The sequence below is a fragment of the Dellaglioa sp. CoH-55-MRSF-7 genome (genome assembly GCF_056782235.1).
Map to the genome: position 1 here is coordinate 65582 of NZ_JBXAYI010000003.1, position 25334 is coordinate 90915.

At 34.9% G+C, this 25334-nt stretch carries 23 protein-coding genes; 17 read left to right on the forward strand and 6 right to left on the reverse strand.

The window, feature by feature from the left end; all coding sequences use genetic code 11:
• The first annotated feature begins 127 nt into the window (after positions 1-127).
• The 3 genes from AC1RPU_RS04095 (at position 128) to recA (ending at position 2403) form a co-directional block, all read left to right on the forward strand.
• A complete protein-coding gene (locus AC1RPU_RS04095; RefSeq protein ID WP_481761585.1) occupies positions 128-433 on the forward strand; it encodes a rhodanese-like domain-containing protein in 306 nt (101 codons plus the stop codon).
• A gap of 168 nt (positions 434-601) precedes the next feature.
• Positions 602-1027: a MarR family winged helix-turn-helix transcriptional regulator gene (locus AC1RPU_RS04100; protein ID WP_409022061.1), complete on the forward strand. Its 426-nt coding sequence runs from the start codon at positions 602-604 to the stop codon at positions 1025-1027.
• Between the two features lie 215 nt (positions 1028-1242).
• Positions 1243-2403: a recombinase RecA gene (gene recA, locus AC1RPU_RS04105; RefSeq protein WP_481761584.1), complete on the forward strand. Its 1161-nt coding sequence runs from the start codon at positions 1243-1245 to the stop codon at positions 2401-2403.
• Positions 2404-2517: 114 nt separating this feature from the next.
• Here recA and AC1RPU_RS04110 read toward each other — a convergent pair whose 3' ends face one another.
• From AC1RPU_RS04110 to AC1RPU_RS04120, 3 genes are all read right to left on the reverse strand, one after another.
• Entirely contained in the window at positions 2518-2928 is a 411-nt protein-coding gene (locus tag AC1RPU_RS04110; RefSeq protein ID WP_481761583.1) for a hypothetical protein, read from the reverse strand.
• The gene (locus AC1RPU_RS04115; RefSeq protein ID WP_481761582.1) at positions 2921-4231 is read right to left on the reverse strand and encodes a Y-family DNA polymerase; all 1311 of its coding nucleotides are present in this window, start codon (positions 4229-4231) and stop codon (positions 2921-2923) included. The genes AC1RPU_RS04110 and AC1RPU_RS04115 overlap by 8 nt, the downstream gene beginning before the upstream one ends.
• Before the next feature lie 137 nt (positions 4232-4368).
• Positions 4369-5250, reverse strand: coding sequence for a LysR family transcriptional regulator (locus AC1RPU_RS04120; protein WP_481761581.1), 882 nt, complete (start codon positions 5248-5250; stop codon positions 4369-4371).
• 136 nt (positions 5251-5386) lie between these two features.
• Between AC1RPU_RS04120 and AC1RPU_RS04125 the strand changes: the two genes are divergently transcribed.
• The 3 genes from AC1RPU_RS04125 to AC1RPU_RS04135 all read left to right on the forward strand — a co-directional run bounded on the left by AC1RPU_RS04125 (position 5387) and on the right by AC1RPU_RS04135 (position 8762).
• Positions 5387-7027: a malolactic enzyme gene (locus AC1RPU_RS04125; protein WP_481761580.1), complete on the forward strand. Its 1641-nt coding sequence runs from the start codon at positions 5387-5389 to the stop codon at positions 7025-7027.
• Between the two features lie 29 nt (positions 7028-7056).
• Positions 7057-8025, forward strand: a complete 969-nt coding sequence (locus AC1RPU_RS04130) for an AEC family transporter (RefSeq protein ID WP_409022066.1) — start codon at positions 7057-7059, stop codon at positions 8023-8025.
• A 146-nt stretch (positions 8026-8171) separates the two neighbouring features.
• Positions 8172-8762, forward strand: coding sequence for an ECF transporter S component (locus AC1RPU_RS04135; protein WP_409022067.1), 591 nt, complete (start codon positions 8172-8174; stop codon positions 8760-8762).
• Positions 8763-8842: 80 nt separating this feature from the next.
• On the opposite strand, the gene AC1RPU_RS04140 is transcribed toward AC1RPU_RS04135, so the two are convergent.
• From AC1RPU_RS04140 to AC1RPU_RS04150, 3 genes are all read right to left on the reverse strand, one after another.
• Positions 8843-9220, reverse strand: a complete 378-nt coding sequence (locus tag AC1RPU_RS04140; protein WP_481761579.1) for a hypothetical protein — start codon at positions 9218-9220, stop codon at positions 8843-8845.
• A 20-nt stretch (positions 9221-9240) separates the two neighbouring features.
• Complete coding sequence (locus tag AC1RPU_RS04145; RefSeq protein WP_481761578.1) at positions 9241-9936, reverse strand: DNA/RNA non-specific endonuclease; 696 nt, start codon at positions 9934-9936, stop codon at positions 9241-9243.
• 89 nt (positions 9937-10025) lie between these two features.
• Positions 10026-11003, reverse strand: coding sequence for a Gfo/Idh/MocA family protein (locus AC1RPU_RS04150; RefSeq protein WP_481761577.1), 978 nt, complete (start codon positions 11001-11003; stop codon positions 10026-10028).
• A gap of 135 nt (positions 11004-11138) precedes the next feature.
• Between AC1RPU_RS04150 and AC1RPU_RS04155 the strand changes: the two genes are divergently transcribed.
• From AC1RPU_RS04155 to rlmD, 11 genes are all read left to right on the forward strand, one after another.
• Entirely contained in the window at positions 11139-11816 is a 678-nt protein-coding gene (locus AC1RPU_RS04155) for a glycoside hydrolase family 73 protein (RefSeq protein WP_481761576.1), read from the forward strand.
• Positions 11817-11993: 177 nt separating this feature from the next.
• Positions 11994-12566 carry a xanthine phosphoribosyltransferase gene (locus AC1RPU_RS04160; protein WP_409022073.1) on the forward strand — a complete coding sequence of 191 codons (573 nt, stop codon included), beginning with the start codon at positions 11994-11996 and terminating at the stop codon, positions 12564-12566.
• A 140-nt stretch (positions 12567-12706) separates the two neighbouring features.
• On the forward strand, positions 12707-13846 hold the full coding sequence (locus AC1RPU_RS04165; RefSeq protein ID WP_481761575.1) for a 5-(carboxyamino)imidazole ribonucleotide synthase: 1140 nt from the start codon (positions 12707-12709) through the stop codon (positions 13844-13846).
• 144 nt (positions 13847-13990) lie between these two features.
• Positions 13991-16216, forward strand: a complete 2226-nt coding sequence (gene pcrA, locus AC1RPU_RS04170; protein WP_481761574.1) for a DNA helicase PcrA — start codon at positions 13991-13993, stop codon at positions 16214-16216.
• A 34-nt stretch (positions 16217-16250) separates the two neighbouring features.
• Positions 16251-18272 carry an NAD-dependent DNA ligase LigA gene (ligA, locus tag AC1RPU_RS04175; RefSeq protein WP_481761630.1) on the forward strand — a complete coding sequence of 674 codons (2022 nt, stop codon included), beginning with the start codon at positions 16251-16253 and terminating at the stop codon, positions 18270-18272.
• Positions 18259-19407: a CamS family sex pheromone protein gene (locus tag AC1RPU_RS04180; RefSeq protein WP_481761573.1), complete on the forward strand. Its 1149-nt coding sequence runs from the start codon at positions 18259-18261 to the stop codon at positions 19405-19407. Before ligA ends, AC1RPU_RS04180 begins: the two co-directional genes overlap by 14 nt.
• 37 nt (positions 19408-19444) lie before the next feature.
• Positions 19445-19747 carry an Asp-tRNA(Asn)/Glu-tRNA(Gln) amidotransferase subunit GatC gene (gene gatC, locus AC1RPU_RS04185; protein ID WP_409022077.1) on the forward strand — a complete coding sequence of 101 codons (303 nt, stop codon included), beginning with the start codon at positions 19445-19447 and terminating at the stop codon, positions 19745-19747.
• A gap of 2 nt (positions 19748-19749) precedes the next feature.
• A complete protein-coding gene (gene gatA / locus AC1RPU_RS04190; protein ID WP_481761572.1) occupies positions 19750-21213 on the forward strand; it encodes an Asp-tRNA(Asn)/Glu-tRNA(Gln) amidotransferase subunit GatA in 1464 nt (487 codons plus the stop codon).
• A complete protein-coding gene (gatB, locus tag AC1RPU_RS04195; RefSeq protein WP_481761571.1) occupies positions 21213-22643 on the forward strand; it encodes an Asp-tRNA(Asn)/Glu-tRNA(Gln) amidotransferase subunit GatB in 1431 nt (476 codons plus the stop codon). The genes gatA and gatB overlap by 1 nt, the downstream gene beginning before the upstream one ends.
• A 34-nt stretch (positions 22644-22677) precedes the next feature.
• Positions 22678-23718, forward strand: coding sequence for a diacylglycerol kinase (locus AC1RPU_RS04200; protein ID WP_481761570.1), 1041 nt, complete (start codon positions 22678-22680; stop codon positions 23716-23718).
• A gap of 132 nt (positions 23719-23850) precedes the next feature.
• Positions 23851-25215 (forward strand): 23S rRNA (uracil(1939)-C(5))-methyltransferase RlmD, encoded by a 1365-nt coding sequence (gene rlmD / locus AC1RPU_RS04205; protein ID WP_481761569.1) that lies wholly within the window; start codon positions 23851-23853, stop codon positions 25213-25215.
• The last annotated feature ends 119 nt before the right edge of the window (positions 25216-25334 follow it).

The following is a 25334-nucleotide window of genomic DNA, read 5'->3' on the forward strand; positions in this document are numbered from 1 at the left end:
GCCTTCTAAATCTATCAATATTAAAATCTAAATATTTGAAAAATATGAAATAAAAACATATGATAATATAGATAATAAATTGATACAGACTAATAAAAACCATAACTAAATAAAAGAGGGTAACTAAATGAACTTTGAAGATGATATTCCAACAATTACGACTACGGAACTTGACCTATTATTAGCACAAAAGCCACAGATTATTGATGTTCGAGAAGATGACGAGTTTGCTGAAGGCCATATTCCTGGGTCAATTAATATTCCGTTAGATGAAGTTGACGATTATGAATTAACAGGTAAAGCATATATTATTTGTCGATCAGGACGTCGTAGTGCACAAGCTGCAGATATCCTATTTGAAAAAGGTTATGATGTTGTTGATGTATATGGCGGAATGCTTAGCTGGCAAGGTTCAACAGTTACAGGTAGTTAAACGTTTTCAGTGATAACATATTTTTATTAAAATCGGGGACGTATTACTTGTGTATACGCCTCTTTTTACATTATAATAAGTCAAATAAACATTTATGTATTAGAAATCAATAATTTTTTGCTTTATTTTGGGTGGGAACTAAGGCGATCTATAACTAGGAGGGTCAAAATGATTGAGTTAAGTGGGACTTTCAACAAATTAAATCAGTTGTTGAGCTTGTATGGGAAACAAGATGGACTAATGAACATTAAACAATTGGGGACAATTGATACTTATTATCTAAATGCGATCGAACAGTTGAACAGTCCAACAATTGGACGCGTTTCAAAATTGTTGAATCAATCAACGCCAAATACGAATTACCATTTGAAAAAATTAATCACATTAGGATTAGTGGAAAAAAAGGCTGATATAACAGATAAACGAGTTGTTCACTTATCTGTTACGGATAAGTATAAAGGTCTAACAACTTTTAATAGTGACTTTTGGAATCAATTGGAAAGTAAATTGGAAACGCAAGTTACAGGGCAGGATCTTGCAACGTTCAGACGCGTTTTAAAAGAGACAATTAGTCAGATTGAATCGATGGAATAAGTTAAATAAATAGAAATTATTTAAGAAAATGGCGTACTTAATTAATGAGCATGCAGTATAATTGAATACATCGATACCTAGTAAGAACGATAATTGCATCGTTCTTTTTATTTTCGGTAAAGATGATTTAACGCTTGCGATATAAATTTTAATGAGGTATGATAAGTAAATGGAAACGAACAGATGTTCTACTATTGAGAGGATGGTTACTAACTATGGCTAACAGAAGTATTGCAACCGGAGACGGCAAAAGAAAAGACGGTAAAGAACGCGAAGCAGCACTAGAAAAAGCGTTATCAGCAATTACAAAAGAATTCGGACAAGGTGCCATCATGAAGATGGGGGACAAAGCTGACACGAAGATTGATGTTACTTCAACTGGGATTTTATCATTGGATTACGCATTGGGAGTTGGTGGTTTTCCTAAAGGCCGTATTGTTGAAATATACGGACCAGAAAGTTCTGGTAAAACAACAATTGCACTTCATGCAACAGCAGAAGTCCAAAAAAATGGTGGTACAGTTGCTTATATCGATGCTGAAAATGCCATGGATCCCGCATATGCAACAGCATTAGGTGTTGATATTGATGGATTACTATTATCACAGCCAGATACTGGTGAACAAGGATTAGAAATTGCAGATGCTTTGGTATCCAGTGGTGCCGTTGATCTTGTCGTTATCGATTCAGTTGCAGCTTTAGTTCCTCGTGCAGAAATTGAAGGCGAAATGGGTGACGCTCATGTTGGGTTACAAGCTCGTATGATGTCACAAGCTCTCCGTAAATTGGCTGGTTCAATCAACAAAACAAGAACAACTGTTATTTTTATTAATCAATTACGTGAAAAAGTTGGTGTCATGTTCGGTAGCCCTGAAACAACACCAGGTGGCCGTGCCTTAAAATTCTACGCAACAATTCGCTTAGATGTTCGTCGCCGTGGACAAATTAAAGATGGTACGGATGTCATTGGTAATGAAACAACTATTAAAGTTGTTAAAAACAAGGTAGCACCACCATTTAAGATTGCTGAATTAAATATGATGTACGGGTCAGGTATCTCAGCTACTGCTGATATCTTAGATCTTGCTGTTGAAAATGGTATTGCTGAAAAAGCTGGGTCATGGTTCTCATACCATGGCGAACGTTTAGGTCAAGGTAAACCAAATGTCGTTAATATTTTGGAACAAAAACCTGATATGTTACATGATATGGACCAAGAAGTTCGTGCAAAATTATTTGCACCCGATGAAGAACCTGCTAAAGAAGTTAAGGAAGAATCAGCAGCACCAAAGAAAACAACTAAAAAAGTTAAAAAAGCTGACGATGCTCCAGTGTTAGATTCAAAAATCGAAACATTAGATTTACCAGAAGCTTAATAAAAAAAATAGTAAAGTGAACCTCCAGTATTGGACCAATCCAATACTGGAGGTTTTTTTATAATTAATCAAACAAAAAAGGTAGAAGAAGTATAGTAAGTAGAAGTTATCTACTTATATACTTCTTCTACCTTCTCCATTAGTCATTTGGCTTAATGATATTGCATGAATATCATTAATTTTAACGGTGATATGATTGATAATTATATTATCTTCATACCAGCCATTAATGAGTCCCTGTATAGGTTCTAAAAGTGTATCATCCAAATTTTTATTAGTGAGATCAACAGTGACAGGGGTGGATTTAATGATTGCCAAATTGATTACTTCTGCAATTTTAGTATCATTCATCTTAATGTCATGTGTTAATTTCTGTTTTCGTGTCTCTTCGTTTAATTTTTTTGTTCGAGCCGATGTATGGTCGCTTAAATAGAATCCTTGCCATTTCATCATACCGCGATCGTGATAATCATATTTTAAAAATTGATTTATCAAATTTGCATCAACATCAGTTGTTTTACTCATAGGTATTACCCCCAGCATGGCCACCGACTAACCCAGCGCGATAAATAGCTGTTGCACCTTCAGACTTACTGGAAAGTTTTACGATCGATTTAAAACCATATTTTTTTCGTATGATGTCAATGGTATTGTCCAAGTTGTGATTCTTTTGTTCCGTATTATTAGTGTCAAACATGTCTAATTGTTGACTATTATCGTCAACTAATTTGCCACACGAAATACTAATATGTCTTAGAGCTTCATGACGCCATTTTTTTCGAAATAGGTCGATGGCATATTTTGTGATTTGGGCATTACTATTTGTTGAATCAATTTTTAATGAACTACCAAAGCCTGAATATCTTTTTCCAGAATCTGTCGTTTCGGCTAAAGAAAATCCAATGCCTAAATTAATGACAGTAGCCACTTTGTGATGAGAACGTAATCGTGCTGCTACTTGTTCTGCAATTTCACGAATAACGACTTCAATTTCAGATTGGATAACATAGTCTTTTGGTAAGACTTGGCTATTACCATAGGATTTTTCCTTGGGGGTATATTTATCATGAATGATTGAACGATCAATTCCCCAAGAAAACGCAAATAATTGGCTACCAATTACGCCAAATTTGTTTTTTAATTCATATGGGTTGAAGTGAGCTAAATCGTTCATTGAATTGATATGATTTTTTTGTAATTTTTCGGCAGTTTTAGATCCAATTGACCAGATATCGTCAAGTTGTGTTATTGGCCATAACTTATCGGGGACGTCTTCATAATGCCATTCAGCAATTAAACTATGGTTATGTTTTGCTTCAATATCCAGAGCTAATTTAGCAAGAAGTGGATTATCACCAATACCAACGGTTGTATAAATTCCTGTTTCCCCTTTGACCGCAAGTTGAATTTTACGAGCAACTTCATAGGGACTATTTCCGAAAAGTTTCCAACTAGTCGTCATATCAATAATTGACTCATCGATAGAGTATGGGTGAATATCGTCATTTGAGGCAAATTGTTGAAATAGCTTATTGATTTTTAAGTTCTCTTCTATGTAAAGATTCATTCTGGGTTGGGCAACAACTAAACGTTTATCATGAATTGGAACATCAGTAGCTCGTGATACGTTTGTGATACCAAATATTTTCTTAGCCATAGGGCTAGCAGCTAGTACTAACCCGCTACCTGTATTCTTTGCTGTAGACATAACAACGAGAATAGAGCGTAATGGATTAAGACCGCGTGCAACTGATTCGACAGAAGCATAGAAAGATTTTGAATCAATCATAAAGATGACTTTTCTAGGTTCGTTACTATAATTGTACATTCGAGGAAACCTCCTTAACATATATCCAATTATACGAACATACGTTTCTTTAGTCAATGATATTTAGTCAAGCGGTGCTATAAATAATAAAAAGAATAACTTATACCTTTATATTTAAGGTATAAGTTATTCTCTTATTAGATAGAAGGATCAATTAAAACGTCAATTAATTTTGCTTGTGTAGGCGTTAAAATATGACTTGTACGATAAACGAGTGACATTAAAAATTTAGGTTGATCTAATTCCGATAAGGGGAGTGAGACTAAATCATCTGCAGCATCCAATGCTAGTTCTGTTAAAAAACCAATACCAACATTTTCGGTAACCATTTTTTTAATAATCTGACTGTCACTTGTTGTATAGATAATCTTTGGTTTGAAATGATTTTTTGTTGTTAACTCTTTAAAAGCGATTGGATGAACAAAACCCTCATTTTGCATAATAAATTTTTCATTTCGAAGTTCAGAAAATTTAACGGATTCTCTTGAAGCAAGTGGATGATGTTTGCTAACGATAATCTTGAAGTGTTTAGATGCAAAATTTCTGGCAATTAAGCGGTCATCTTCTATTGGTTTAACGGAACCTAATAAAGCCATATCTAATGATCCGTTTATTAACTGAAGAAGTAGGGCTTGGGAACCGTTCTCAACTGTATCTAGATGATTAATCAGACCTGAATTAAATAAATTGCTGACAATTTGCGGAAAATAGTACGTTCCTATAATAGGTGGTAATCCAAATCGAACGTGCTCATTTTTAAGTTGGTTAATTTCTTGGTTAGCAATTGTTAATTCTTTGAGAATAATATTAACATGTTCAGCGAATTGTTCACCACTTGGTGTAAAAGAAACTTGATGATGTGATTGATCACGAATAATCAGATTTGTGTCTAATTCAGTTTCTAAGCGTTTCATTGCAGTTGTGATTGTTGGTTGACTAACTGAAAAAAAATGAGCAACTTTTGAAAAATTTCTCAAATTAATTATTTGTTGATAATATTCTAAATCTCGAATGTTCATTATAATCTCCTCTAAATCAACGTTTATAATCCTCATATAAATAATATTTATAGTATAACACATGTTTGACTATAATTTTTAAAGGGGTGTATTCTTGCTCTTGTAAGTTAAAGAGAAAATAAAATATAAAAAAATAATGGAGGAATTAATGATGACAAAAGCACAAGATATGTTAAATAACCCATTTGTAAATAAAGGTACAGCATTTACAATGGAAGAACGTCGTGAATTAGGACTTATTGGTATGTTACCAGCTAAAGTTCAAACAATTGAAGAACAAGCAACACAAAACTACGCACAATATTTAAGTAAAGAAACTGGTCTTGAAAAACGCCATTTCTTAATGGAATTATTCAATGAAAACCGTACACTATTTTTCTACTTAATGGGACAACATGTGGCTGAATTTATGCCAGTTGTTTATGATCCAGTTGTTGCTGATTCAATCGAAGAATACAACGAAATTTATGTAAATCCACAAAACGCTGCATTCTTATCAATTGATCATCCAGAAGATATCGAAGCAACATTAAAAAATGCTGCTGCAGGACGTGACATTCGTTTAGTCGTTGTGACAGATGCTGAAGGTATTTTAGGTATGGGCGATTGGGGTGTCAACGGTGTTGATATCGCAATTGGTAAATTAATGGTTTATACAGCTGCTGCTGGAATTGATCCTTCACAAGTTTTACCAGTTTCTATTGATGCTGGAACAAATAATGAAACATTATTGAATGATCCATTATACCTTGGTAACAAACATGAACGTGTAACTGGTGACAAATACTATGACTTCGTTGATGGCTTTGTCCAAAGTACAAAGAACTTGTTCCCAGAATTGTTATTACATTGGGAAGATTTTGGCCGTTCAAATGCTGCTAATATTCTTGAAAAATATCAAAACGAAATCACAACATTTAATGATGATATCCAAGGTACAGGGATTGTTGTTTTAGCTGGTATCTTAGGTGCTCTAAGTATCACTAAAGGTTCAATTGTTGACCAAACAGTTATTACTTATGGTGCTGGTACTGCTGGTGTCGGAATTGCTAACCAAATTATGGACGAAATGAAACGCGCTGGTGTTTCAGAAGAAGATGCTCGCAAACGTTTCTTCTTAGTTGATAAACAAGGATTGTTATTTGATGATACAGAAGACTTAACACCTGGCCAAAAAGAATTTACGCATAAACGTTCAGAATTTGCTAATGCTGATGAATTAACTTCTTTAGAAGCTGTTGTTAAAGCTGTTCAACCAACTGTTATGATTGGTACATCTACACAACCTGGTACATTTACAAAAGAAATTGTTCAAGACATGGCTTCACATGTTGAACGTCCAATCATCTTCCCATTATCAAACCCTACAAAATTAGCAGAAGCTAAGGCTGAAGATTTGATTGCATGGACTGATGGTAAAGCTTTAGTTGCTACTGGTATTCCAGCTGATAATGTTGATTACAAAGGTGTTACTTACCAAATTGGTCAAGCAAACAACGCACTTATGTACCCAGGTCTTGGATTTGGGATTATCGCTTCAACATCTTCAAGAGTTAATGGCGAAATCTTATCACAAGCTAGTCATGCTTTAGGTGGAATCGTTGATACTACAGCCGTTGGTGCTGCCGTATTACCACCAGTAACACATTTAGCAGAATTCTCACAAACAATTGCTGAAGTAGTTGCCCAAAGTGTTGTTGACCAAAAATTAAACAAAGAAGCAATTACAGATGTTAAAAAGGCTGTCTCAGATATGAAATGGACACCTAAATACTAAAAAAAGCGTAGAGAGAAGGACAATTAATTATGGTATTTTTCCAATCAATTCAAAGTGTTCTAGTTGTTGTTTTGATGATGGTACTTGGATACATTTTACAAGTTAAAGGTTGGTTCGCTGATTCATTTGGTGGCAATATCTCATCATTAATTACAAAAATTGCTTTACCAGCTTCAATTTTCGTTTCTGTTTTAAAATATTTAAAACGTGATCAATTAGCTGCATTGTCAGGTAGTTTACTCTACCCAGCAATTGCTGTTATTATCGGTTACTTAATTGCATGGGCACTTGTTCATATCTTGAACATCAAACCTGGTCGTCGTGGTATCTTCATGAATGCCGTTGTTAATGCAAATACAATTTTCATTGGTTTACCTTTAAATATTGCGTTGTTTGGCGATAAGAGTATCTCATATTTCCTTGTTTACTATATTATTAATACAGTTTCAACATGGGCATTTGGTGTTTTCTTAATTTCAAATGATGATCCAACAAAAGACAAATCAGATAAAACGAAAAAGAAAATTAACTGGGCTAAAGTAATCCCAATGCCACTTGTTGGGTTCATCGTTGCATTAATCTTCTTGGTTCTTGCAATTCCAGTTCCTGATTTTATTAGCCAAACATTAGGTTATGTTGGTGGATTAGTTACACCATTATCATTAATCTATATTGGTATTGTGTTAGCTAAAGCCGGTTTGAAGAGTATCAGATTTGATCGTGATACAGTCGTTGCATTACTTGGACGTTTTATTTTATCACCAATCATTTTAATCGCTGTTATTCTTTTAGGTACACATTTAACTGGTGCAGATTTAGCACCATTATTACAAAAAACTTTGATTGTTCAATCAGCTACACCAATGTTAGCCGTATTACCAATCTTAGCTAATGAAGCACATGGAGACGTTAAATACGCAACAAACATTGTTACAACAAGTACAATCTTGTTCATCATTGTTGTTCCTGTTTTAACGACCCTTATCTCATTCATGTAATATAAAATTTATTTAAAATAGAACGTCACTGATTACCTCTATAATTAGTGACGTTCTATTTTTTTGCATATTAAATGGTAACAATCGTTAAATCGGTTATAATAAGGGAACGGAAGTGAAATGATTAAATTTGTAGGAGTAAGTAGATGAAAACTAATAATAAAACATATCATATGAGTATTTTGGCGTTATTTATTTCAATCATTATTGTTCAAAATTTTGTGCCATTATTTGGTTACATCCCTGTTGGCCCCTTAAGCATCACAACCATTCATATCACGGTGATTGTTGCTGCTTTAGTGTTTGGCTGGAAAGATGGTGCATTTATCGGTGGTGTCTGGGGATTAATCACATTTATCAGGGCGTTTGTGTCGCCAACTAGTCCACTTGCACCCATTGTTTTTACAAATCCACTTATAGCAATTGTGCCAAGAATTTTAATTGGAATTGTGACAGCAGTCATTTTTTACTTTTTATATAAATGGTGGAAAAACAAAACGTTAGCCATGATTATTGCCTCTGTTTTTGGTTCATTGGTTAATACGGTTTTAGTTTTAGGCCTTATCTATCTTTTATATCATGGGCAAGCAGCTAATTTTTATAAAGTTGATATGGCACAATTATTACCATATATTATGGGACTAGTTGTCACAAACGGTATTCCAGAGATGATTTTAGCAGGGATTGTTGCGCCATTGATAGCAAGACCTTTACAAAAAATAGTTCGGAAAAGTTAGAGAACAAAATACACGATGCTAATAGGTAAAAATAAAAAAGTTATTAACAACGAATGATATTTCGCTGTTAATAACTTTTTTTAGTTGAATTTAGAAATAATTTTAGAATCTAATGTTCCATTTTCTAGTGCAATTAATGCGTCGATTATAGGCATATGATGAATTTCAGTATCATCTGCTAGCAGACTACTAGGAATAAAAAAGGTTGTTGAATAGTGATCACCTGCTAGATAATCACCATCAATTGTCTGACCTAAGATACAAACGTCATCCCAGTTCAAAGAGATAGTATCAGGTGTTTTCAAGAAGTTCATTGTTTCTAAAAATTGTGTTTGAAGTGAGCTGCCAGGAAATTGTAAATAGCCATCATTTGTCTGACGGATATTTGAATTAAGTAATAATTGTTGTAGCGTTTGTGGTGCTGAATCTATCAGTTGACTTTTTAATTCTGTGAACATGAATAACACACTCCTTTGAATTAACGTTTATTCAAAATAGTAACATTAAATTTAATATTGCCCCAAGAAGTTGTACTTTTACCTTGCATTTGAATTGCTTTAGGGAAAAGTGACTTACCAGAAAAAATTGGTGTTACCTGATAACGGACATGATCTCCTTTATCAACTGCTGCACGAACTGCGTTTTCATACTTGGTCATGTAGGGTGTGTTAACAGGGTTTTGATATAATGTTGCTAAATTTTCTTTTTTATCACCACTACCACCAAGTTGTCGACCGATTAAATGTCCACGGGAATGAAAATAAGGTGACAGCCCTGACACAAAACCAGTTGGTCGAATTGAAGAATCTGCTGATGACCCTCTAGATTCTAAAGCTTTAACTAAAAGAGCATTGGCCTGAGTAGCACGGCCAAGAGAGTCAAGAGCGCCGTATTTTATCCAACCATTGGCATTATCTGCAAGATCACTTTTTGAAAAGGTTGGCGCACCATTATCCACAATTCCATTAATGGCCTTGCTACTATTAATAGAACTAGTATTTGCTGTTCCTGTCCCATTTTTAACATTGACTGAAGTTGAATTGCCATTTGTTTGTAGCAAATCTTTTACAGTACTAGGTAATTTTCCGCTGAAAAGGGAGACAACTAAAATGACAGCAAGTCCAATTAGATAATTACGTGTTCGATTCTGAATATAACGTTTCTTTCGTTTCATAAAATTAACTCCAACTCTTTTTCTTTTAGTGTAGCATGGAATTAAAAAAAGTTATCAACAATTTCTAGTGATAACTTTTCAGATGAAGCTTATTTTTCAAAAGGATATTTAAAGCCCCATTGTTCACGAGCTTGTGTCATTATTGACATAACATCTGTTGTTTTTTCTAAGAATGGTTTAGGATTTAAATTACCCAAAACCATATCTTGAACATCTTTAATTTCATAATTCATGGCTTGTTTTGTATGGCCGGCAGTGATTTCTGTAGCTGTTCCATCAGATAATACAAGAGCAGCTTTATTAGCTCGAGGATAATCGTAAACAGTAAAGTAACCACCTTCATAAGCAATAATACCCATTTTAGGCATTTTAGCTCTGAATGTTAAGGCAACAGTTGCGAGTTCATTATTGGCATTTTGTAAACTAATCGTTTCAGATTCGTCAACACCTGATTCGAATAAATTCATTGCTGAACCTGTGATTTCTGGTGTGGCTGTCATGAATTGACGGACAAAGGCTAATGCATAAACACCGATATCTAATAATGCGCCACCAGCTAAATCAGGATTGAAGAAACGATTTGTTGGATCAGGATCTTTAAAACTACCAAATGAGGCTTGGACCATTTTTAGTTTGCCTAATTTTTTTTCTTCAGCTACTTCAATAATTTTTTTATAAAGTGGCATATGATAAATAGTCATTGCTTCTTGTAAAATCAAGCCTTTTTCTTCAGCTAAATCAGTTGCTTGTTTAAGTTCATCACTAGTCATGGTGATTGCTTTTTCACTTAAGACGTGCTTGCCAGCTTTAAGTGCAGCCAAGATTGTGTCGATATGGTAGTTGTGAGGTGTCGCAATGTAAACGATGTCAATTTCATCATCAGCTAATAAGTCTTCATAGTTACCATAGGCATGTGGAATATTAAATTCGTTAGCAAAAGTTTGCGCTTTTTCTAAGTTTCTTGAGCCAGCGGCATAGATTTCACCAAATGGTTGATCAAAGTAAGTTGTAAAGCTGTGAGCGATGTTACCAAGTCCAATAATTCCCCAATTTAAATTTTTTGTCATTATGTTCTCCTGTCTCATTTAAGATAGCTCAAGCTTAACAGAAATTTAATAAAAAGAGAAAAAATACGATGGTAATAGATATAGAATTAGGGTAAAATAAGTGAAACAATTAAATGTATAGGGACGGGTGTACTAATGAAAAAGAAAAATGGTCGGGGGATTTTTGTAAAGAACGGTAAAATTCAAGTTGCGAATATTGTTGTTTTAATTTTAATTCTTGGTATTATTACAGTCGTTGTTTCAATGAACGTTCATAAAAAGAATGTTGCTCGAGATGAATCTATTGCGACGTCATTATCAACCTCAAAAATTGAAGCAAGTGAATCAGCAAAAAAAGCAGCAGCAGAAGCTAAAAAACAAGCATTTATTAAGAAAGTAGCACCTGAAGCACAAAAAATGCAAAAAAAATATAAAGTCTTTTCTAGTATTACAATTGCACAAGCTATCTTAGAATCTGATTGGGGAACGAGTTCTTTAGCTAAAGACTACAATAACCTATTTGGAATTAAAGGAACGGGCGCACGTGCAAAAGATTTCAAAACTAAAGAACAAGAAAAAGATGGCACATGGAAGACGGTTACGGCTAAATTTATCGTCTTCAAAGATTGGGACGAAGCAATTATGTCTCATTCGAAATTATTAGCTAATGGAAATACATGGAATAAAACACAATTTGCTGACGTTCTTTCTGCAGCAACTTACGAAGATGCAGCAGCAGCTTTAGTAGTTGATGGGTACGCAACAGATAATGATTATAGTACAAAATTAACAGATATCATTAAACAATATCATTTAGATAAATATGATAAATAAACGGGATTAATGTCAAGTATAATAACGATAAATGAGTAGATTCAAATTGAAATTACCCTTATATTATGTTATTCTTAAGTCATTCAAAACCGGAATGTAGCTTTTTTACTTATACCGAAGTGAAAAAGCTATTTTTATACCCAAAAAAATATAAATAGCAAGAGGAGCGTACCCCACGTGAAACTTTTAGAAGACAGAATTATGCAAGATGGTATTGTATTACCAGGAGATGTATTGAAGGTCGATCAATTTTTAAATCACCAAGTTGATCCTGATTTAATGTTAGCAATGGGTGTGGAATTTGCTGAATTATTCAAAAATGAAAAAATTACTAAAATTTTAACAGTTGAATCATCAGGTATTGCCCCAGCAGTATTCGTTGGGTTACAATTTCATGTTCCTGTTGTCTTCGCACGTAAAAATAAGAGCGTTACGATGCAAAATGATTTATATTCTGCTTCTGTTTACTCGTACACAAAGAAAGTTGAAAATACAATTGCCGTTGCCAACAAGTTTTTAGGTGAAAACGATCGTGTTTTAATCATTGATGACTTCTTGGCAAATGGCCAAGCAGCTGAAGGACTCTTCCAAATTTGTGACGAAGCTAAGGCAGAAATTGCTGGAATTGGAATTGTAATTGAAAAATCATTCCAAAAAGGTGCCGAATTAATTCATGAACGTGGCGTACGTTTAGAATCACTTGCTAAAATTTCATCATTTGATGGTGATCAAGTTCATTTTGAAGATTAAATTAACGAAAAGAGCGCAAAATGTGCTCTTTTTTATTTTCTTATAAAATTGTTAAATTATGGTTGTTAAAACTTGATTGCCCCGCGGGATAACAGTATGATTAAGGGTATAAAGCAAAAGTAGAAAGTAGTGAATATATAGTGGAAAAAAAAGTTATCTTTCCTGGAAGTACATTGGGAATAATCGGAGATAGTCCAACGGGTGCAATGTTGGCTATGGCTGCAAGAAATTTAGGGTTTAAAATCGCAGCATACAGTCAAAATGAAGTTAGTGAGACACTTCAATTAGCAGATTATTCTGTTGTAGGTAAGATGAATGATAAGGATAAATTGAAAGAATTCGCTGAACGAACAGATATTGTGACGTATGAATCTGAACACGTTAATTCAGAAGTGATTGAATATATTTCAAAATATACTTATGTGCCACAAAAGTATAATGCATTAGAAATTATGCAAGACCGCTTGTTGGAAAGAGCTTTTTTTGAACAATTAAATATTAATATTCCACCTTTTGAAACAATTGTATCATTAGAAGATGTGTATAATTCTGTACTTTCAATTGGGTATCCCAGCGTTTTAAAACCAATCCAAAAAGGGTTTGGTAAAAGTTACCAGAGTGTTCTCAATACGCAAACTGATATTTCAGATGCGGCGTACTTGGTTGAACGTGGCACCTATATTTTAGAATCATGGATTCCTTATGAACAAGAAATCTCAATGGTTCTTATCAAAAATGGTAAGGAAATTAATTTTTTCCCAGCTGTTGAAAATAAATATCGTGATCATCGATTACACGAATCAATCGTACCAGCTAACTTAGATACAGAAATTTCTGCTGAAATGCATAAAATTGCCATTAAAGTTGCGGAAAATCTAGACTACACTGGCGCATTAGAAATTGGCTACTTTGTAACTAAATCAGGTGCAATTTATGTTAAACGTGTCGTGCCCGCTATGCATCAATCAGGGTATGTTTTTGATAAAGCAACAAACGTTAGCATGTATGAACAGCATTTACGTGCCATTTGTGGATTGCCACTATCAAAAGTGAAATTCCTTGCACCAACTGTTATGGTGTCATTAAAAGAAGAAGAACGTGCCGATTTAAAGACACAGTGGGTTCTTAAAAATAATTGGTATTACCATTTTTATCGTTACCCTGAAAATCATAAATTAGATCGTGCTGGGCATATTTTGGTTCAGTCAGATTCAGTTCGTGAAGCATTGAATCAAATTGAAGATACAGGCATTTGGGATAAAAAAGAAACAACAAATTAAATGAAATTAGAAGGATGAATCGTTTTGAATCGGTTCGTCTTTTTTTATGAACAAGTTGAGACATATATTCATAAAAATTAAAGAAGTTAAGGCGTTTTTTTGCTATAATAAATAATGACTGATTTATAGAGAGGATTGATTAATTTGACTACTGAAAGCTTATTGAACGGAATGAATAACAAACAAAAAGAAGCTGTCCTAAAAACAGAGGGACCACTCTTAATTATGGCTGGAGCTGGAAGTGGTAAAACGCGAGTATTAACGCATCGCGTTGCTTACTTAATTGAAGAAAAAGGTATCAATCCATGGAACGTATTAGCAATCACATTTACAAATAAAGCATCAAAAGAGATGCGCGAACGTGTTAATAAATTACTTAACAAAGGGGCAGAAGATGTTTGGGTTTCAACATTCCATGCACTTTGTGTTCGTATTTTGCGACGTGATATTGACCAAATTGGTTATAATCGTGCATTTACAATTGCCGACCCAGGTGAACAAAAGACTTTAGTAAAACGTATTTTAAAAGAACAAAATATTGATCCACAAAAATTTGACCCAAGAACCGTTTTAGGAGCAATTTCAAATGCAAAAAATGATTTATTAACAGAAAAAGAATACGCAGAACGTGCTGCAAGTATGTTCGAACAAATGGTAGCTAAAGTTTATACGGCATATCAAAAAGAGTTACGCTCAAATCAAGCAGTTGATTTCGATGATTTAATTATGTTAACTATCCGTTTATTTAAAGAAAAGCCTGAAACATTGGCTTTTTATCAAAATAAATTTCAATATATCCATGTGGATGAATATCAGGATACTAATGAAGCACAATATACCTTAGTAAACATGTTAGCTGAACGTTTCAAAAATCTCTGCGTCGTCGGGGATGCTGACCAAAGTATTTACGGTTGGCGTGGGGCAAACATGGATAACATTATGAATTTTGAAAAAGATTATCCTGATGCTGATGTTGTTAAGTTGGAACAAAACTATCGTTCAACGAAAACAATTCTGAATGCTGCCAATGCAGTTATTGATAATAATACGAACCGCAGTGATAAGAGTCTTTGGACTGATAATAAAGATGGTGAGAAAATTTCTTACTACCGTGGCCAAAGTGAAAATGATGAATCACATTATGTGGTTGAAAAAATTCAAGAACAAATTAAAGATAATCACTTAAATTACGGTGATTTCGCCATTTTATATCGAACGAATGCACAGTCTCGTGTGATTGAAGAGACATTCTTAAAATCAAGCGTTCCTTACAAAATGGTTGGTGGACACAAATTCTACGAGCGATTGGAAATTCGAGATATCTTAGGCTACATTCGTTTAATTGCTAATGATCAAGATTCAATGAGTTTTGATCGTATTGTAAATGTCCCAAAACGCGGTATCGGTGCAAGTAGTGTGGACAAATTACGTGAATTTTCAGATATGAATAATTGGACAATGCTTGAAGGTGCTGAAAACTCAGCGCTTGCTAATATTTCTGGTAAAGCTGAAAAATCATTACAAGAATTTGCCACAATGATTCGTGGATTACAAAAAATGCGTGAGTTCTTGAATGTGACCGAGTTAACAAAAGAAATTTTAAAACAATCAGGTTATGAAGCTAATTTGAAAAAGACGAAAACGATTGAAAATGAAACGCGACTTGAAAACGTTGAAGAATTCTTGTCTGTAACTCAGCAATTTGATGATCGTTGGGAAGCTGAAGAAGATGATAGTGACCGTTATGTTGATTTCTTAGCTGATTTAGCACTAGTTTCTGCACAAGATGATATTGAAGAAGAACCTGAAGAAGTCACATTGATGACATTACATGCCGCTAAAGGACTTGAATTTCCAGTTATCTTTTTAATGGGATTGGAAGAAGGCATATTCCCTCTTTCTCGTGCCATGTTAGAAGATGATCAACTTGAGGAAGAACGTCGTTTAGCATATGTCGGAATTACTCGTGCTGAACGCAAATTATATTTAACAAATGCTTTTTCAAGAATGTTGTATGGTCGTCGTCAAAGTAATCAAGCTTCACGTTTCATTGGTGAAATAGATGAGTCATTACTTGAATTAGATAATCAAACGGCAGCACCATCTCGTAATTCATCGTATTCCAATCAACGTGCGACGGCGACAACATACCGTCGACCTGCTAAAACCGTTGAACGTGATAATGGTACAGGTGCTGATGCAGTTGTTTGGCGTATTGGTGAAAAAGTGGAACATAAAGCTTGGGGTACTGGGACAATCGTTAAAGTTTCAGGATCAGGTTCGGATGCTGAACTTGATATTGCTTTCAAAGAACAAGGGATTAAGCGTCTGTTGACAGCTTTTGCACCAATTACAAAAAAAGTGGACTAAATAAAAGGAGGGTTCAAGTTTGTCAAATCAAGCCATAACATTGGAAGAAGCAACTAATAGAGTGAATCAATTAAAAACTGACTTAATCAAATGGACGCGTCAATATTATGTCCTTGATCAGCCAACAGTTGAAGATCATGTTTATGATGAACACTACCTACAACTAGTAGAACTTGAAAAAGCCTTTCCTAATTTAGTGACACCTAATTCACCAACGCAACGTGTTGGTGGCCAGGTACTGCCTGGTTTTGAAAAAGTTTCGCATGAAGTACCAATGCTTTCATTGGGGGATGTCTTTTCCATTGAAGAACTATCGGAATTTGATCAACGATTACAAAAATCAGTTGATGCTGAGGTAAGTTACAATACTGAACTCAAAATTGATGGATTGGCCATTTCGTTAACATATGAAAATGGTGTATTCGTTAAAGGATCAACTCGTGGAGATGGCACAATTGGTGAAAATATTACTGAAAATCTTAAAACAGTCAAATCAATTCCACTAACATTGACGGAACCCATTTCAATTGAAGTTCGTGGAGAATGTTACATGCCAACAAAGGCGTTTGTTGCGTTGAATAAACGTCGCGAGGAAGCTGGAGAAACGGTATTTGCTAATCCTAGGAATGCAGCAGCAGGTAGTTTACGACAATTAAATACAGCTGAAACGGCTCAACGACAATTGAGTACATTTATCTATTATATAGTTGATCCGGATGTCAAAACTCAAAGTGATGCGTTAAAACGCTTGTCTAAACTTGGATTTAGAACAAATACTGAATCACGTGTTACGAGTGATATGACAGAAATTTCGGCATACATTAATGAATATCAAGCAAAACGTCATGATTTATCTTACGATATCGATGGTATTGTTATTAAAGCAAATTTATTCACGATTCATGATGAAGTTGGTAATACGGTTAAAGTTCCAAAATGGGCAATTGCCTATAAATTCCCGCCAGACGAGCAAGAAACTAAAGTTCTAGATATTGAATGGACGATTGGTCGAACAGGTGTCGTAACACCAACTGCAATCATGAATCCTGTGCAGTTAGCGGGAACAACAGTTTCTCGGGCATCATTGCATAATGGGGATTTACTGAAACAAAAAGATATTAGAATTAACGATACGGTTAAGTTGCATAAGGCTGGGGATATTATTCCAGAAATTTCTGAAGTTGTCTTAGATAAACGACCAGAAGACAGTGTTGTGTATAGTTTGCCAACGAACTGCCCAGTTTGTGGAGCAATATTAGTTCATCTGGATGAAGAAGTTGCATTACGTTGTATCAATCCAAAATGTCCCGCACTCATTAAAGAGAGTCTGGCACATTTTGCTTCTAGAAATGCGATGAATATTGATGGACTAGGGCCTAAAATTGTTGAACAATTATTTGAAAATAAGTTAATTAGTGATGTTGCAGGATTGTATCAGTTAACTGCCGATCAACTGTTAACGCTAGATAATTTCAAAGAAAAATCGGTTAATAAATTATTAAATGCAATTGATATTAGCCGACAAAATTCAGTGGAACGCTTATTATTTGGACTAGGAATTCGGCATGTTGGAGCTAAGGCTGCTCGATTGGTTTCAGCCGAATTTAAAGATATTCATCAATTAATGACAGCAATTTCCGAAGATATTCTCGTCATTGATTCAATCGGACAGGTGATTGCGGATAGTCTTGTGACTTATTTTGCCAATGACCAAGTTCGTGAATTGATTGATGAACTGGATAATGCGCAAGTTAACTTAACCTTTTTAGGCAAAACAACTGCTGAAATTGCAGAATTAGCTGAAGGTAGTCCCGTGATGGATAAGAAAGTTGTCCTAACGGGAACACTTGATCAGTTGAAACGAAGCGATGCTAAAAAATGGCTTGAAGCAAATGGTGCTTCTGTTGTTGGTAGTGTTTCGAAAAAAACAGACCTATTAATTGCCGGGCATGATGCTGGAAGTAAGTTAACAAAAGCGAAGCAACTAGAAATTGAAATTTGGGATGAACAACAATTTATCTCAGTTATGGAAGGAGTGTCATATGAAAAAAATTAAGATTGGACTTATGTTAAGTTTCTCGTTAATTTTCTTAGCAGCCTGTGGCAATGTTGCCTCATCAGGCTCGTCGGGAACCTCTAAAAATACATCAAGTTCTGGTTACCAGACAACTGGCCAAACAAGTGATAGTAACTATGAAGGTGTCATTAAAGATGGTAAATATTTAACAAGTAAATCAAGAGGTGTGGCACTCACACAAAATGACAATGTCTTGAATTTAAAAAGTTTTGAATCTGGTCTGTTAGATTTATCTAAAGATCAATTTGCTACTGACAGTTATATTTTCCAAGAAGGACAATATTTAACAAAAACGACTGTTCAAAGCTGGTTAGGACGTGAATCAAGTGCTAATAAAGACGGATTAAACCCTAAGAGTAATGGTAAAACGGGTGAAACAGACCGTAATCCCATGTATGTACAGCAAGTTGAAGAACAAGATTTTATGACAAAAAAAGGCAGCAAATTATCACTCTCGGGTATCTCGGTAGGTATCGGAATGAACTCAGTTGATTATTATCAAAAAGAAGAATATGGGGCTGAATATAAAACCGTTATTTCTGATGCAACAATGAGAGAAAAGGGTAAAGAAGCTGCTAACAAAGTGGTTGCTCGTCTTCGTAAAACCAAAGGAATTAGTGATAGCGTTCCAATCATGGTGGCAATGTACAAGCAAGCACCAAACGATAGTTTAGTTGGCGGTAGTTTCTACGCCTACGCTGTGAATAAGAATGGTAAAACGACGATTGATAATTGGGATGATGTTTCAATTAAGAGTTATACGTTCCCAACGACATCGACGGCCACATCACCTAATACAAATGATGAAACGACATTTACGAATTTTAAAACTGAAGTTCAAAGTTTCTTTCCTAATTTAGCAGGTGTAACAGCACAGGTACAATATAAAAACAAAGCAATTACAGGGATGCACATCAATATTACAACTCAATTTTATAGTGAAACAGAGATTATTAGTTTCACTCAATATTTATCAACAACGGCCGTGAAATATTTAGCATCAGGGATTCCAATTGACATTACTATCAAAGGTAGTGATGGGACAATGCAAAGTTTCCTTGCCAAAACAGCTAAAGAAAGCACATACTATACGCATGTATTTACCAGTTATTAAAAAGAAATTAATTTGAATTTTGAAGGGATGGTTTTGAATGTCAATTAGTAAAGAAGAAGTCAAACATGTCTCAGAGTTAGCTAAACTAGAACTCAGTGATACAGATTTAGAACTATTTACCAGTCAATTAGATGATATTATCGGAATGGCTGAACAATTATCAGAAGTAGATACAACAGGCGTTCCAGTAACGACACATATTACAGATGTTCTCAATGTGATGCGTGAAGATGTCGCAGAAGAAGGAACAGATCGAGACTTACTCTTTAAAAATGCACCGGATAGTGAAAATGGCCTTATTAAAGTGCCAGCAATTATTGATGAAAGTGAGGAAGCTTAAGCATGGATTATTTCAAACAAGATTTATCAAGTTTACATGACGCATTAGTTAATAAAGAAATGAGTTCTGAAGAATTAACGAAGGCAACCTTTGCTGAAATTAAAGCACGTGATTCAAAGATTTCTGCTTTCCTCGCAATGAACGAAGAAATGGCACTTAGCCAAGCTAAGGCTGTTGATGCTGCTGGTATCGATGCAAATAATGTCTTAGCCGGGATACCAATGGCTGTTAAAGATAATATTGTGACAAAGGATTTAACAACAACTGCTGCAAGCAAAATGTTAGAAAATTTCAATCCAATATATGATGCAACAGTGATTGAAAAAATGCGCCAAGCACAAATGGTGACAATTGGTAAAACAAACATGGATGAATTTGCTATGGGTGGTTCTACTGAAACGTCAGCTTTTAAAACAACAAAAAACCCTTGGAATACAACGAAGGTTCCCGGTGGCTCATCAGGTGGTTCAGCTGCTGCAGTTGCTTCAGGTGAAGTTATTGCTGCTTTAGGCTCAGATACTGGTGGTTCTATCCGTCAACCTGCTTCATTTAATGGTGTCGTAGGAACAAAACCAACTTATGGTCGTGTATCACGTTATGGTTTAATTGCATTTGCATCAAGTTTGGACCAAATTGGACCATTCACACGTGGCGTTAAAGATAACGCTGCTGTTTTAAATGCAATCAGTGGTAACGATGTTCATGATTCAACGAGTTCAGCGCAAGCTGTTCCTGATTTTACTGCTGGATTAACTGGCGATATTAAAGGAATGAAGATTGCTTTACCTAAAGAGTATTTAGGTGAGGGTGTTGATGCTGGTGTTAAAGAAGCCATTCAAAAAGCAGTTAAGACGTTTGAAGAACTTGGCGCAACAGTTGACGAAGTTAGTTTACCAAACAGTAAATATGGTGTGCCCGTTTACTATATTCTAGCTTCTTCTGAGGCATCATCTAATTTACAACGTTTTGATGGTATTCGTTATGGATTCCGTGCACAAGACGTTAAGAGTTTGGAAGATGTTTATGTACGTTCTCGTTCAGAAGGTTTTGGGGATGAAGTTAAACGTCGGATTATGTTAGGAACATTCTCATTATCTGCTGGAACTTATGACGCTTTCTTCAAGAAAGCAGCTCAAGTTCGGACTTTAATCTGCAATGATTTCCGTAATGTATTCAATGATTATGATTTGATTATTGGGCCTACTGCACCTAATACAGCATTTAATATTGGTGATAAAATTGAAGACCCAATTACAATGTATATGAATGATATTTTAACGATTCCAGTTAACTTGGCTGGACTACCCGGCATGTCAGTTCCTGCTGGATTCTCAAATGGCTTACCAGTTGGATTACAATTAATTGCGAAATCATTCGATGAAGCAACAATGTATCGTGCTGGTTACGCATTTGAACAAGCAACTGATTTCCATAAAGAAGTCCCTACGTTAGGAGGCCAAAACTAATGAATTTTGAAACAACAATTGGACTTGAAGTTCATATTGAAATGAAAACTAACTCTAAGGCATTCTCACCTTCAAAAGTTGATTTTGGGGCAGAACCTAATACGAATACCAACGTTATTGACTGGGGTTATCCAGGTGTTTTACCAACTGCCAATAAAGGGGCAATTGAATACGGAATGCGTGCTGCCTTAGCTTTAAATTGTGAAATCACAAAGGATAACCATTTTGACCGAAAAAATTACTTTTATCCTGATAATCCAAAAGCTTACCAGATCACACAATCAGAAGAACCTATTGGTCGTAACGGCTTCTTAGAAATTGAAGTTAATGGCGAAACGAAAAAAATCGGAATTGAAGAAATGCACGTTGAAGAAGATGCGGGTAAAAATACGCATAATCCTAACGGCTATTCTTATGTCGATTTAAACCGTCAAGGAACACCTTTGATTGAAATTGTTTCACGTCCTGATATCAAAACACCTGAAGAAGCTTACACATATCTTGAAAAATTACGTCAAGTTATTCAATTTACCGGTGTTTCTGATGTGAAGATGGAAGAAGGATCAATGCGAATTGATGTTAATATTTCAATTAACCCAATTGGCCAACCCGGTTATGGGACAAAAACTGAAATGAAAAATTTAAATTCATTTGAAAATGTGCGTAAAGGACTTGAATTTGAAGAAAAACGTCAAATAAATGTCTTGATGTCTGGTGGTATTGTTCAACAAGAAACACGCCGTTTTGATGCACCAACTGGTACAACTATTTTGATGCGTGTCAAAGAAGGGGCTAGCGATTATCGTTATTTCCCAGAACCAGATATTCCACCAATTCATATTAGTGATGACTGGATTCAAGAAGTTAGAGAATCAATTCCCGAAATGCCTGACAAACGACGGACACGCTATGCAAGTGAATTAGGCTTGCCTGAATATGATGCTGAAGTCTTAACACAAACAAAAGAAATGTCAGATTTCTTTGAAGACACAATTAAGTTAGATGCAGATCCTAAGTTAGCTGCTAACTGGTTAATGGGTGAAGTTAATGCGTTCATGAATACAAATAAATTAAACTTACAAGATACTAAATTAACACCAGCAAATCTTGCTGGAATGATTAATTTAATTACTGATGAAACAATTTCAAGTAAGATTGCTAAAAAAGTTTTCCAAGAAATTATTAAAAATGGTAGCGAACCTAAAGCTTGGGTTGAGTCTAAGGGACTTGTTCAATTATCTGACCCAGCTAAGTTACAACCCATTATTGATGGTATTTTAGATAACAATGAACAATCAATTGAAGATTTCAAAAATGGTAAAGATCGTGCTGTTGGATTCTTAATCGGACAAATCATGAAACAAACACAGGGACAAGCAAATCCTAATGTGGTCAATCAATTATTGATGGCCTCATTGAAGCAAAGATAATCTTATTAAAATAAGATTCATGTGGAGGAACGGAATGAGAAAAAGAGCCAGAATTATCTATAACCCAACATCCGGTCGTGAGGCTTTAAAAAGTGATCTCGTGAGTATTCTAGACATCATTGAAAATGCCGGGTATGAAACTAGTGCTTATGCGACGACAGCGAAGAAACATTCAGCTCGAGATGAAGCAACGAGAGCTGCTAAATCAGGGTTTGATTTAGTAATTGCTGCTGGTGGCGACGGAACCATTAATGAAGTTGCTAATGGAATTGCTGGTCTTAAGCACCGACCTAAGATAGGTGTTATTCCAGCTGGAACGACAAATGATTATGCGAGAGCTTTGAAAATACCTAGGGATGATTCAGTTGCTGCTGCAAAAGTAATTGCAAAAGGTAACACAGTTAAAATGGATGTTGGACAAGCTGGAGAAAAATATTTCATTAATATCGCTGGTGGTGGATTATTAACGGAATTAACTTATGATGTTCCTTCACAATTTAAATCACTTTTTGGTTATCTGGCTTATTTAGCTAAAGGTGCTGAAATGTTACCTAGAATGAAACCAATTGAAATGAACCTTGAGTATGATGGGGGAATTTTTAAAGGGAAAGCATCAATGTTTTTATTAGCATTGACGAACTCTGTAGGTGGCTTTGAACAAATCGTACCAAACGCTTCACTTGATGACGGTAAGTTTACCTTGCTTATTGTTAAAGCGACTAATATCGCCGAAATGTTGCATTTAATGGCACTTGTGTTAAATGGTGGGAAGCATATTAATGATAAACGTGTGATTTATGTTAAAACGTCTAAATTAATTGCTAAACCAGTCGATAATAAAATGATGATTAATATTGATGGTGAATATGGTGGTGATGCACCAATGACTTTCAAAAATTTAAAGCAACATATCGAAATTTTTGCGAATACAGATGCATTGCCAGAAACGTCAATTACGTCAGGTCGTACGGCTGCCGAAATTACAGCTGAAGAACATTTTGTAAAAGAAGTCCAAGAAATGCATAGTGAAGATGTTGACGGTAATGGTACAATTAGTAAAGTAAGAGATAACTAAGAAATTAAGTAGGATTGAGGTGCTTGGTAAAGGCCTCAATCCTGTTTTATTTCTAGAGTTGGCAACTATTGACTTTTAGGGGTTAAACATGGTTGAATAAAGTAAATACGCAGGAACATCGAAAGGACAACAATGAAAAAACTACCTCCAGTAATAAAGAACCAAGAATTTGATACAGAAATTATCGATTTAACTTATCAAGGTATGGGTGTCGCTAAAGTTGATGGCTACCCATTATTTATTGAAAATGCATTACCAGGCGAAAAAGTTAGTATTCGTGTAATGAAAGTTAGCAAGAACTTTGGTTTCGCTAAAGTTTTAGCTTTTCGTAATGAGAGCCCAGATCGTGTTGAAACAAAAGGTTCAGCATATACACAAACTGGAATTGCACCTTTACAACATTTAGCATACCCAGCACAATTAAAATTCAAACAAGCACAAGTTCAAGAGTTATTGAAAAAAGCGCATTTGGATATTGAAGTATCTGATGCTGTTGGAATGGAAAATCCTTTCCATTACCGTAATAAAGCACAAGTGCCTGTTCGCGAAATTGCTGGTGAATTAAAAACAGGATTCTTCAAGAAAAACAGTCATGATTTTGTTGCAATTGAAGATTTTTTAATTCAAGATGAAGAAATTGATAAAGCAATCGTAGCTGTACGTGATGTCTTACAACGTTTCCATGTGGAAGCATATGACGAACGTGCACATAAAGGGATTATCCGTCACATTATGGTTCGCCGTGGTCATTACTCAAAACAAATGATGATTGTCTTAGTAACACGCTCTAAGAAATTACCAATGTTTACTGAAATTACTGCTGCAATCCGTGAATCATTACCTGAGGTTACAACTATTGTTCAAAATACAAATTCTGAAAAGACAAATGTTATTTTAGGCCGCGAAAACAAAGTTTTATTTGGCCCTGGTTATATTGAAGATCAATTAAATGGATTAACATTTAGAATTTCACCACATTCTTTCTACCAAATTAATCCTGTCCAAACAGAAAAATTATATGCTGCAGCATTTGAACGTGCTGGTTTAACTGGTAATGAAACAGTTATTGATGCTTATAGTGGTATTGGAACAATTTCATTATCAATGGCAAAACATGCTCGTCAAATCTATGGTGTAGAATTAGTTTCTGCAGCGGTTAAAGATGCGAAAGAAAATGCTAAGATTAATGGTATTGATAATGTTCGTTTTGAAACTGGGATGGCAGAAAACTGGATGGAAAACTGGAGTCATGCTAACTTAAGACCTGACGTTTTAGTTGTCGATCCTCCTCGTAAGGGGCTAGAACCAGCATTTATTGAAAGTACACTTAAAATGCAACCTAAAAAAGTTGTTTACATTAGTTGTAACCCTTCAACATTAGTTCGTGATTTACAGAGCTTCTTAGATGATGGTTACAAAGTTACAAAACCAATTTTACCAGTGGATCAATTCCCACAAACAACACATATTGAAACAGTTACAATTTTAGAAAAATAACCAATTTAATATAATAGATGAGGAAGACCAAAGGTATTTTACTTTTGGCCTTTTTTTTGCAAACAGATAAATTGTATTCAGTGTGAAAAAGAGTATTCTAATGATATCTTAAAACATTA

Excerpts from the sequence above, each read along its gene's own strand:
- rlmD (WP_481761569.1), top strand. The coding sequence starts at position 23,851 with ATGAAAAAACTACCTCCAGTAATAAAGAACCAAGAATTTGATACAGAA.
- AC1RPU_RS04200 (WP_481761570.1), top strand. The coding sequence starts at position 22,678 with ATGAGAAAAAGAGCCAGAATTATCTATAACCCAACATCCGGTCGTGAG.
- AC1RPU_RS04115 (WP_481761582.1), bottom strand. The coding sequence starts at position 4,231 with ATGTACAATTATAGTAACGAACCTAGAAAAGTCATCTTTATGATTGAT.
- gatB (WP_481761571.1), top strand. The coding sequence starts at position 21,213 with ATGAATTTTGAAACAACAATTGGACTTGAAGTTCATATTGAAATGAAA.
- AC1RPU_RS04135 (WP_409022067.1), top strand. The coding sequence starts at position 8,172 with ATGAAAACTAATAATAAAACATATCATATGAGTATTTTGGCGTTATTT.
- AC1RPU_RS04125 (WP_481761580.1), top strand. The coding sequence starts at position 5,387 with ATGGAGGAATTAATGATGACAAAAGCACAAGATATGTTAAATAACCCA.
- AC1RPU_RS04130 (WP_409022066.1), top strand. The coding sequence starts at position 7,057 with ATGGTATTTTTCCAATCAATTCAAAGTGTTCTAGTTGTTGTTTTGATG.
- gatC (WP_409022077.1), top strand. The coding sequence starts at position 19,445 with ATGTCAATTAGTAAAGAAGAAGTCAAACATGTCTCAGAGTTAGCTAAA.
- AC1RPU_RS04120 (WP_481761581.1), bottom strand. The coding sequence starts at position 5,250 with ATGAACATTCGAGATTTAGAATATTATCAACAAATAATTAATTTGAGA.
- AC1RPU_RS04155 (WP_481761576.1), top strand. The coding sequence starts at position 11,139 with ATGAAAAAGAAAAATGGTCGGGGGATTTTTGTAAAGAACGGTAAAATT.
- AC1RPU_RS04110 (WP_481761583.1), bottom strand. The coding sequence starts at position 2,928 with ATGAGTAAAACAACTGATGTTGATGCAAATTTGATAAATCAATTTTTA.
- AC1RPU_RS04180 (WP_481761573.1), top strand. The coding sequence starts at position 18,259 with ATGAAAAAAATTAAGATTGGACTTATGTTAAGTTTCTCGTTAATTTTC.
- AC1RPU_RS04145 (WP_481761578.1), bottom strand. The coding sequence starts at position 9,936 with ATGAAACGAAAGAAACGTTATATTCAGAATCGAACACGTAATTATCTA.
- gatA (WP_481761572.1), top strand. The coding sequence starts at position 19,750 with ATGGATTATTTCAAACAAGATTTATCAAGTTTACATGACGCATTAGTT.
- AC1RPU_RS04100 (WP_409022061.1), top strand. The coding sequence starts at position 602 with ATGATTGAGTTAAGTGGGACTTTCAACAAATTAAATCAGTTGTTGAGC.
- AC1RPU_RS04095 (WP_481761585.1), top strand. The coding sequence starts at position 128 with ATGAACTTTGAAGATGATATTCCAACAATTACGACTACGGAACTTGAC.
- AC1RPU_RS04150 (WP_481761577.1), bottom strand. The coding sequence starts at position 11,003 with ATGACAAAAAATTTAAATTGGGGAATTATTGGACTTGGTAACATCGCT.
- recA (WP_481761584.1), top strand. The coding sequence starts at position 1,243 with ATGGCTAACAGAAGTATTGCAACCGGAGACGGCAAAAGAAAAGACGGT.
- AC1RPU_RS04140 (WP_481761579.1), bottom strand. The coding sequence starts at position 9,220 with ATGTTCACAGAATTAAAAAGTCAACTGATAGATTCAGCACCACAAACG.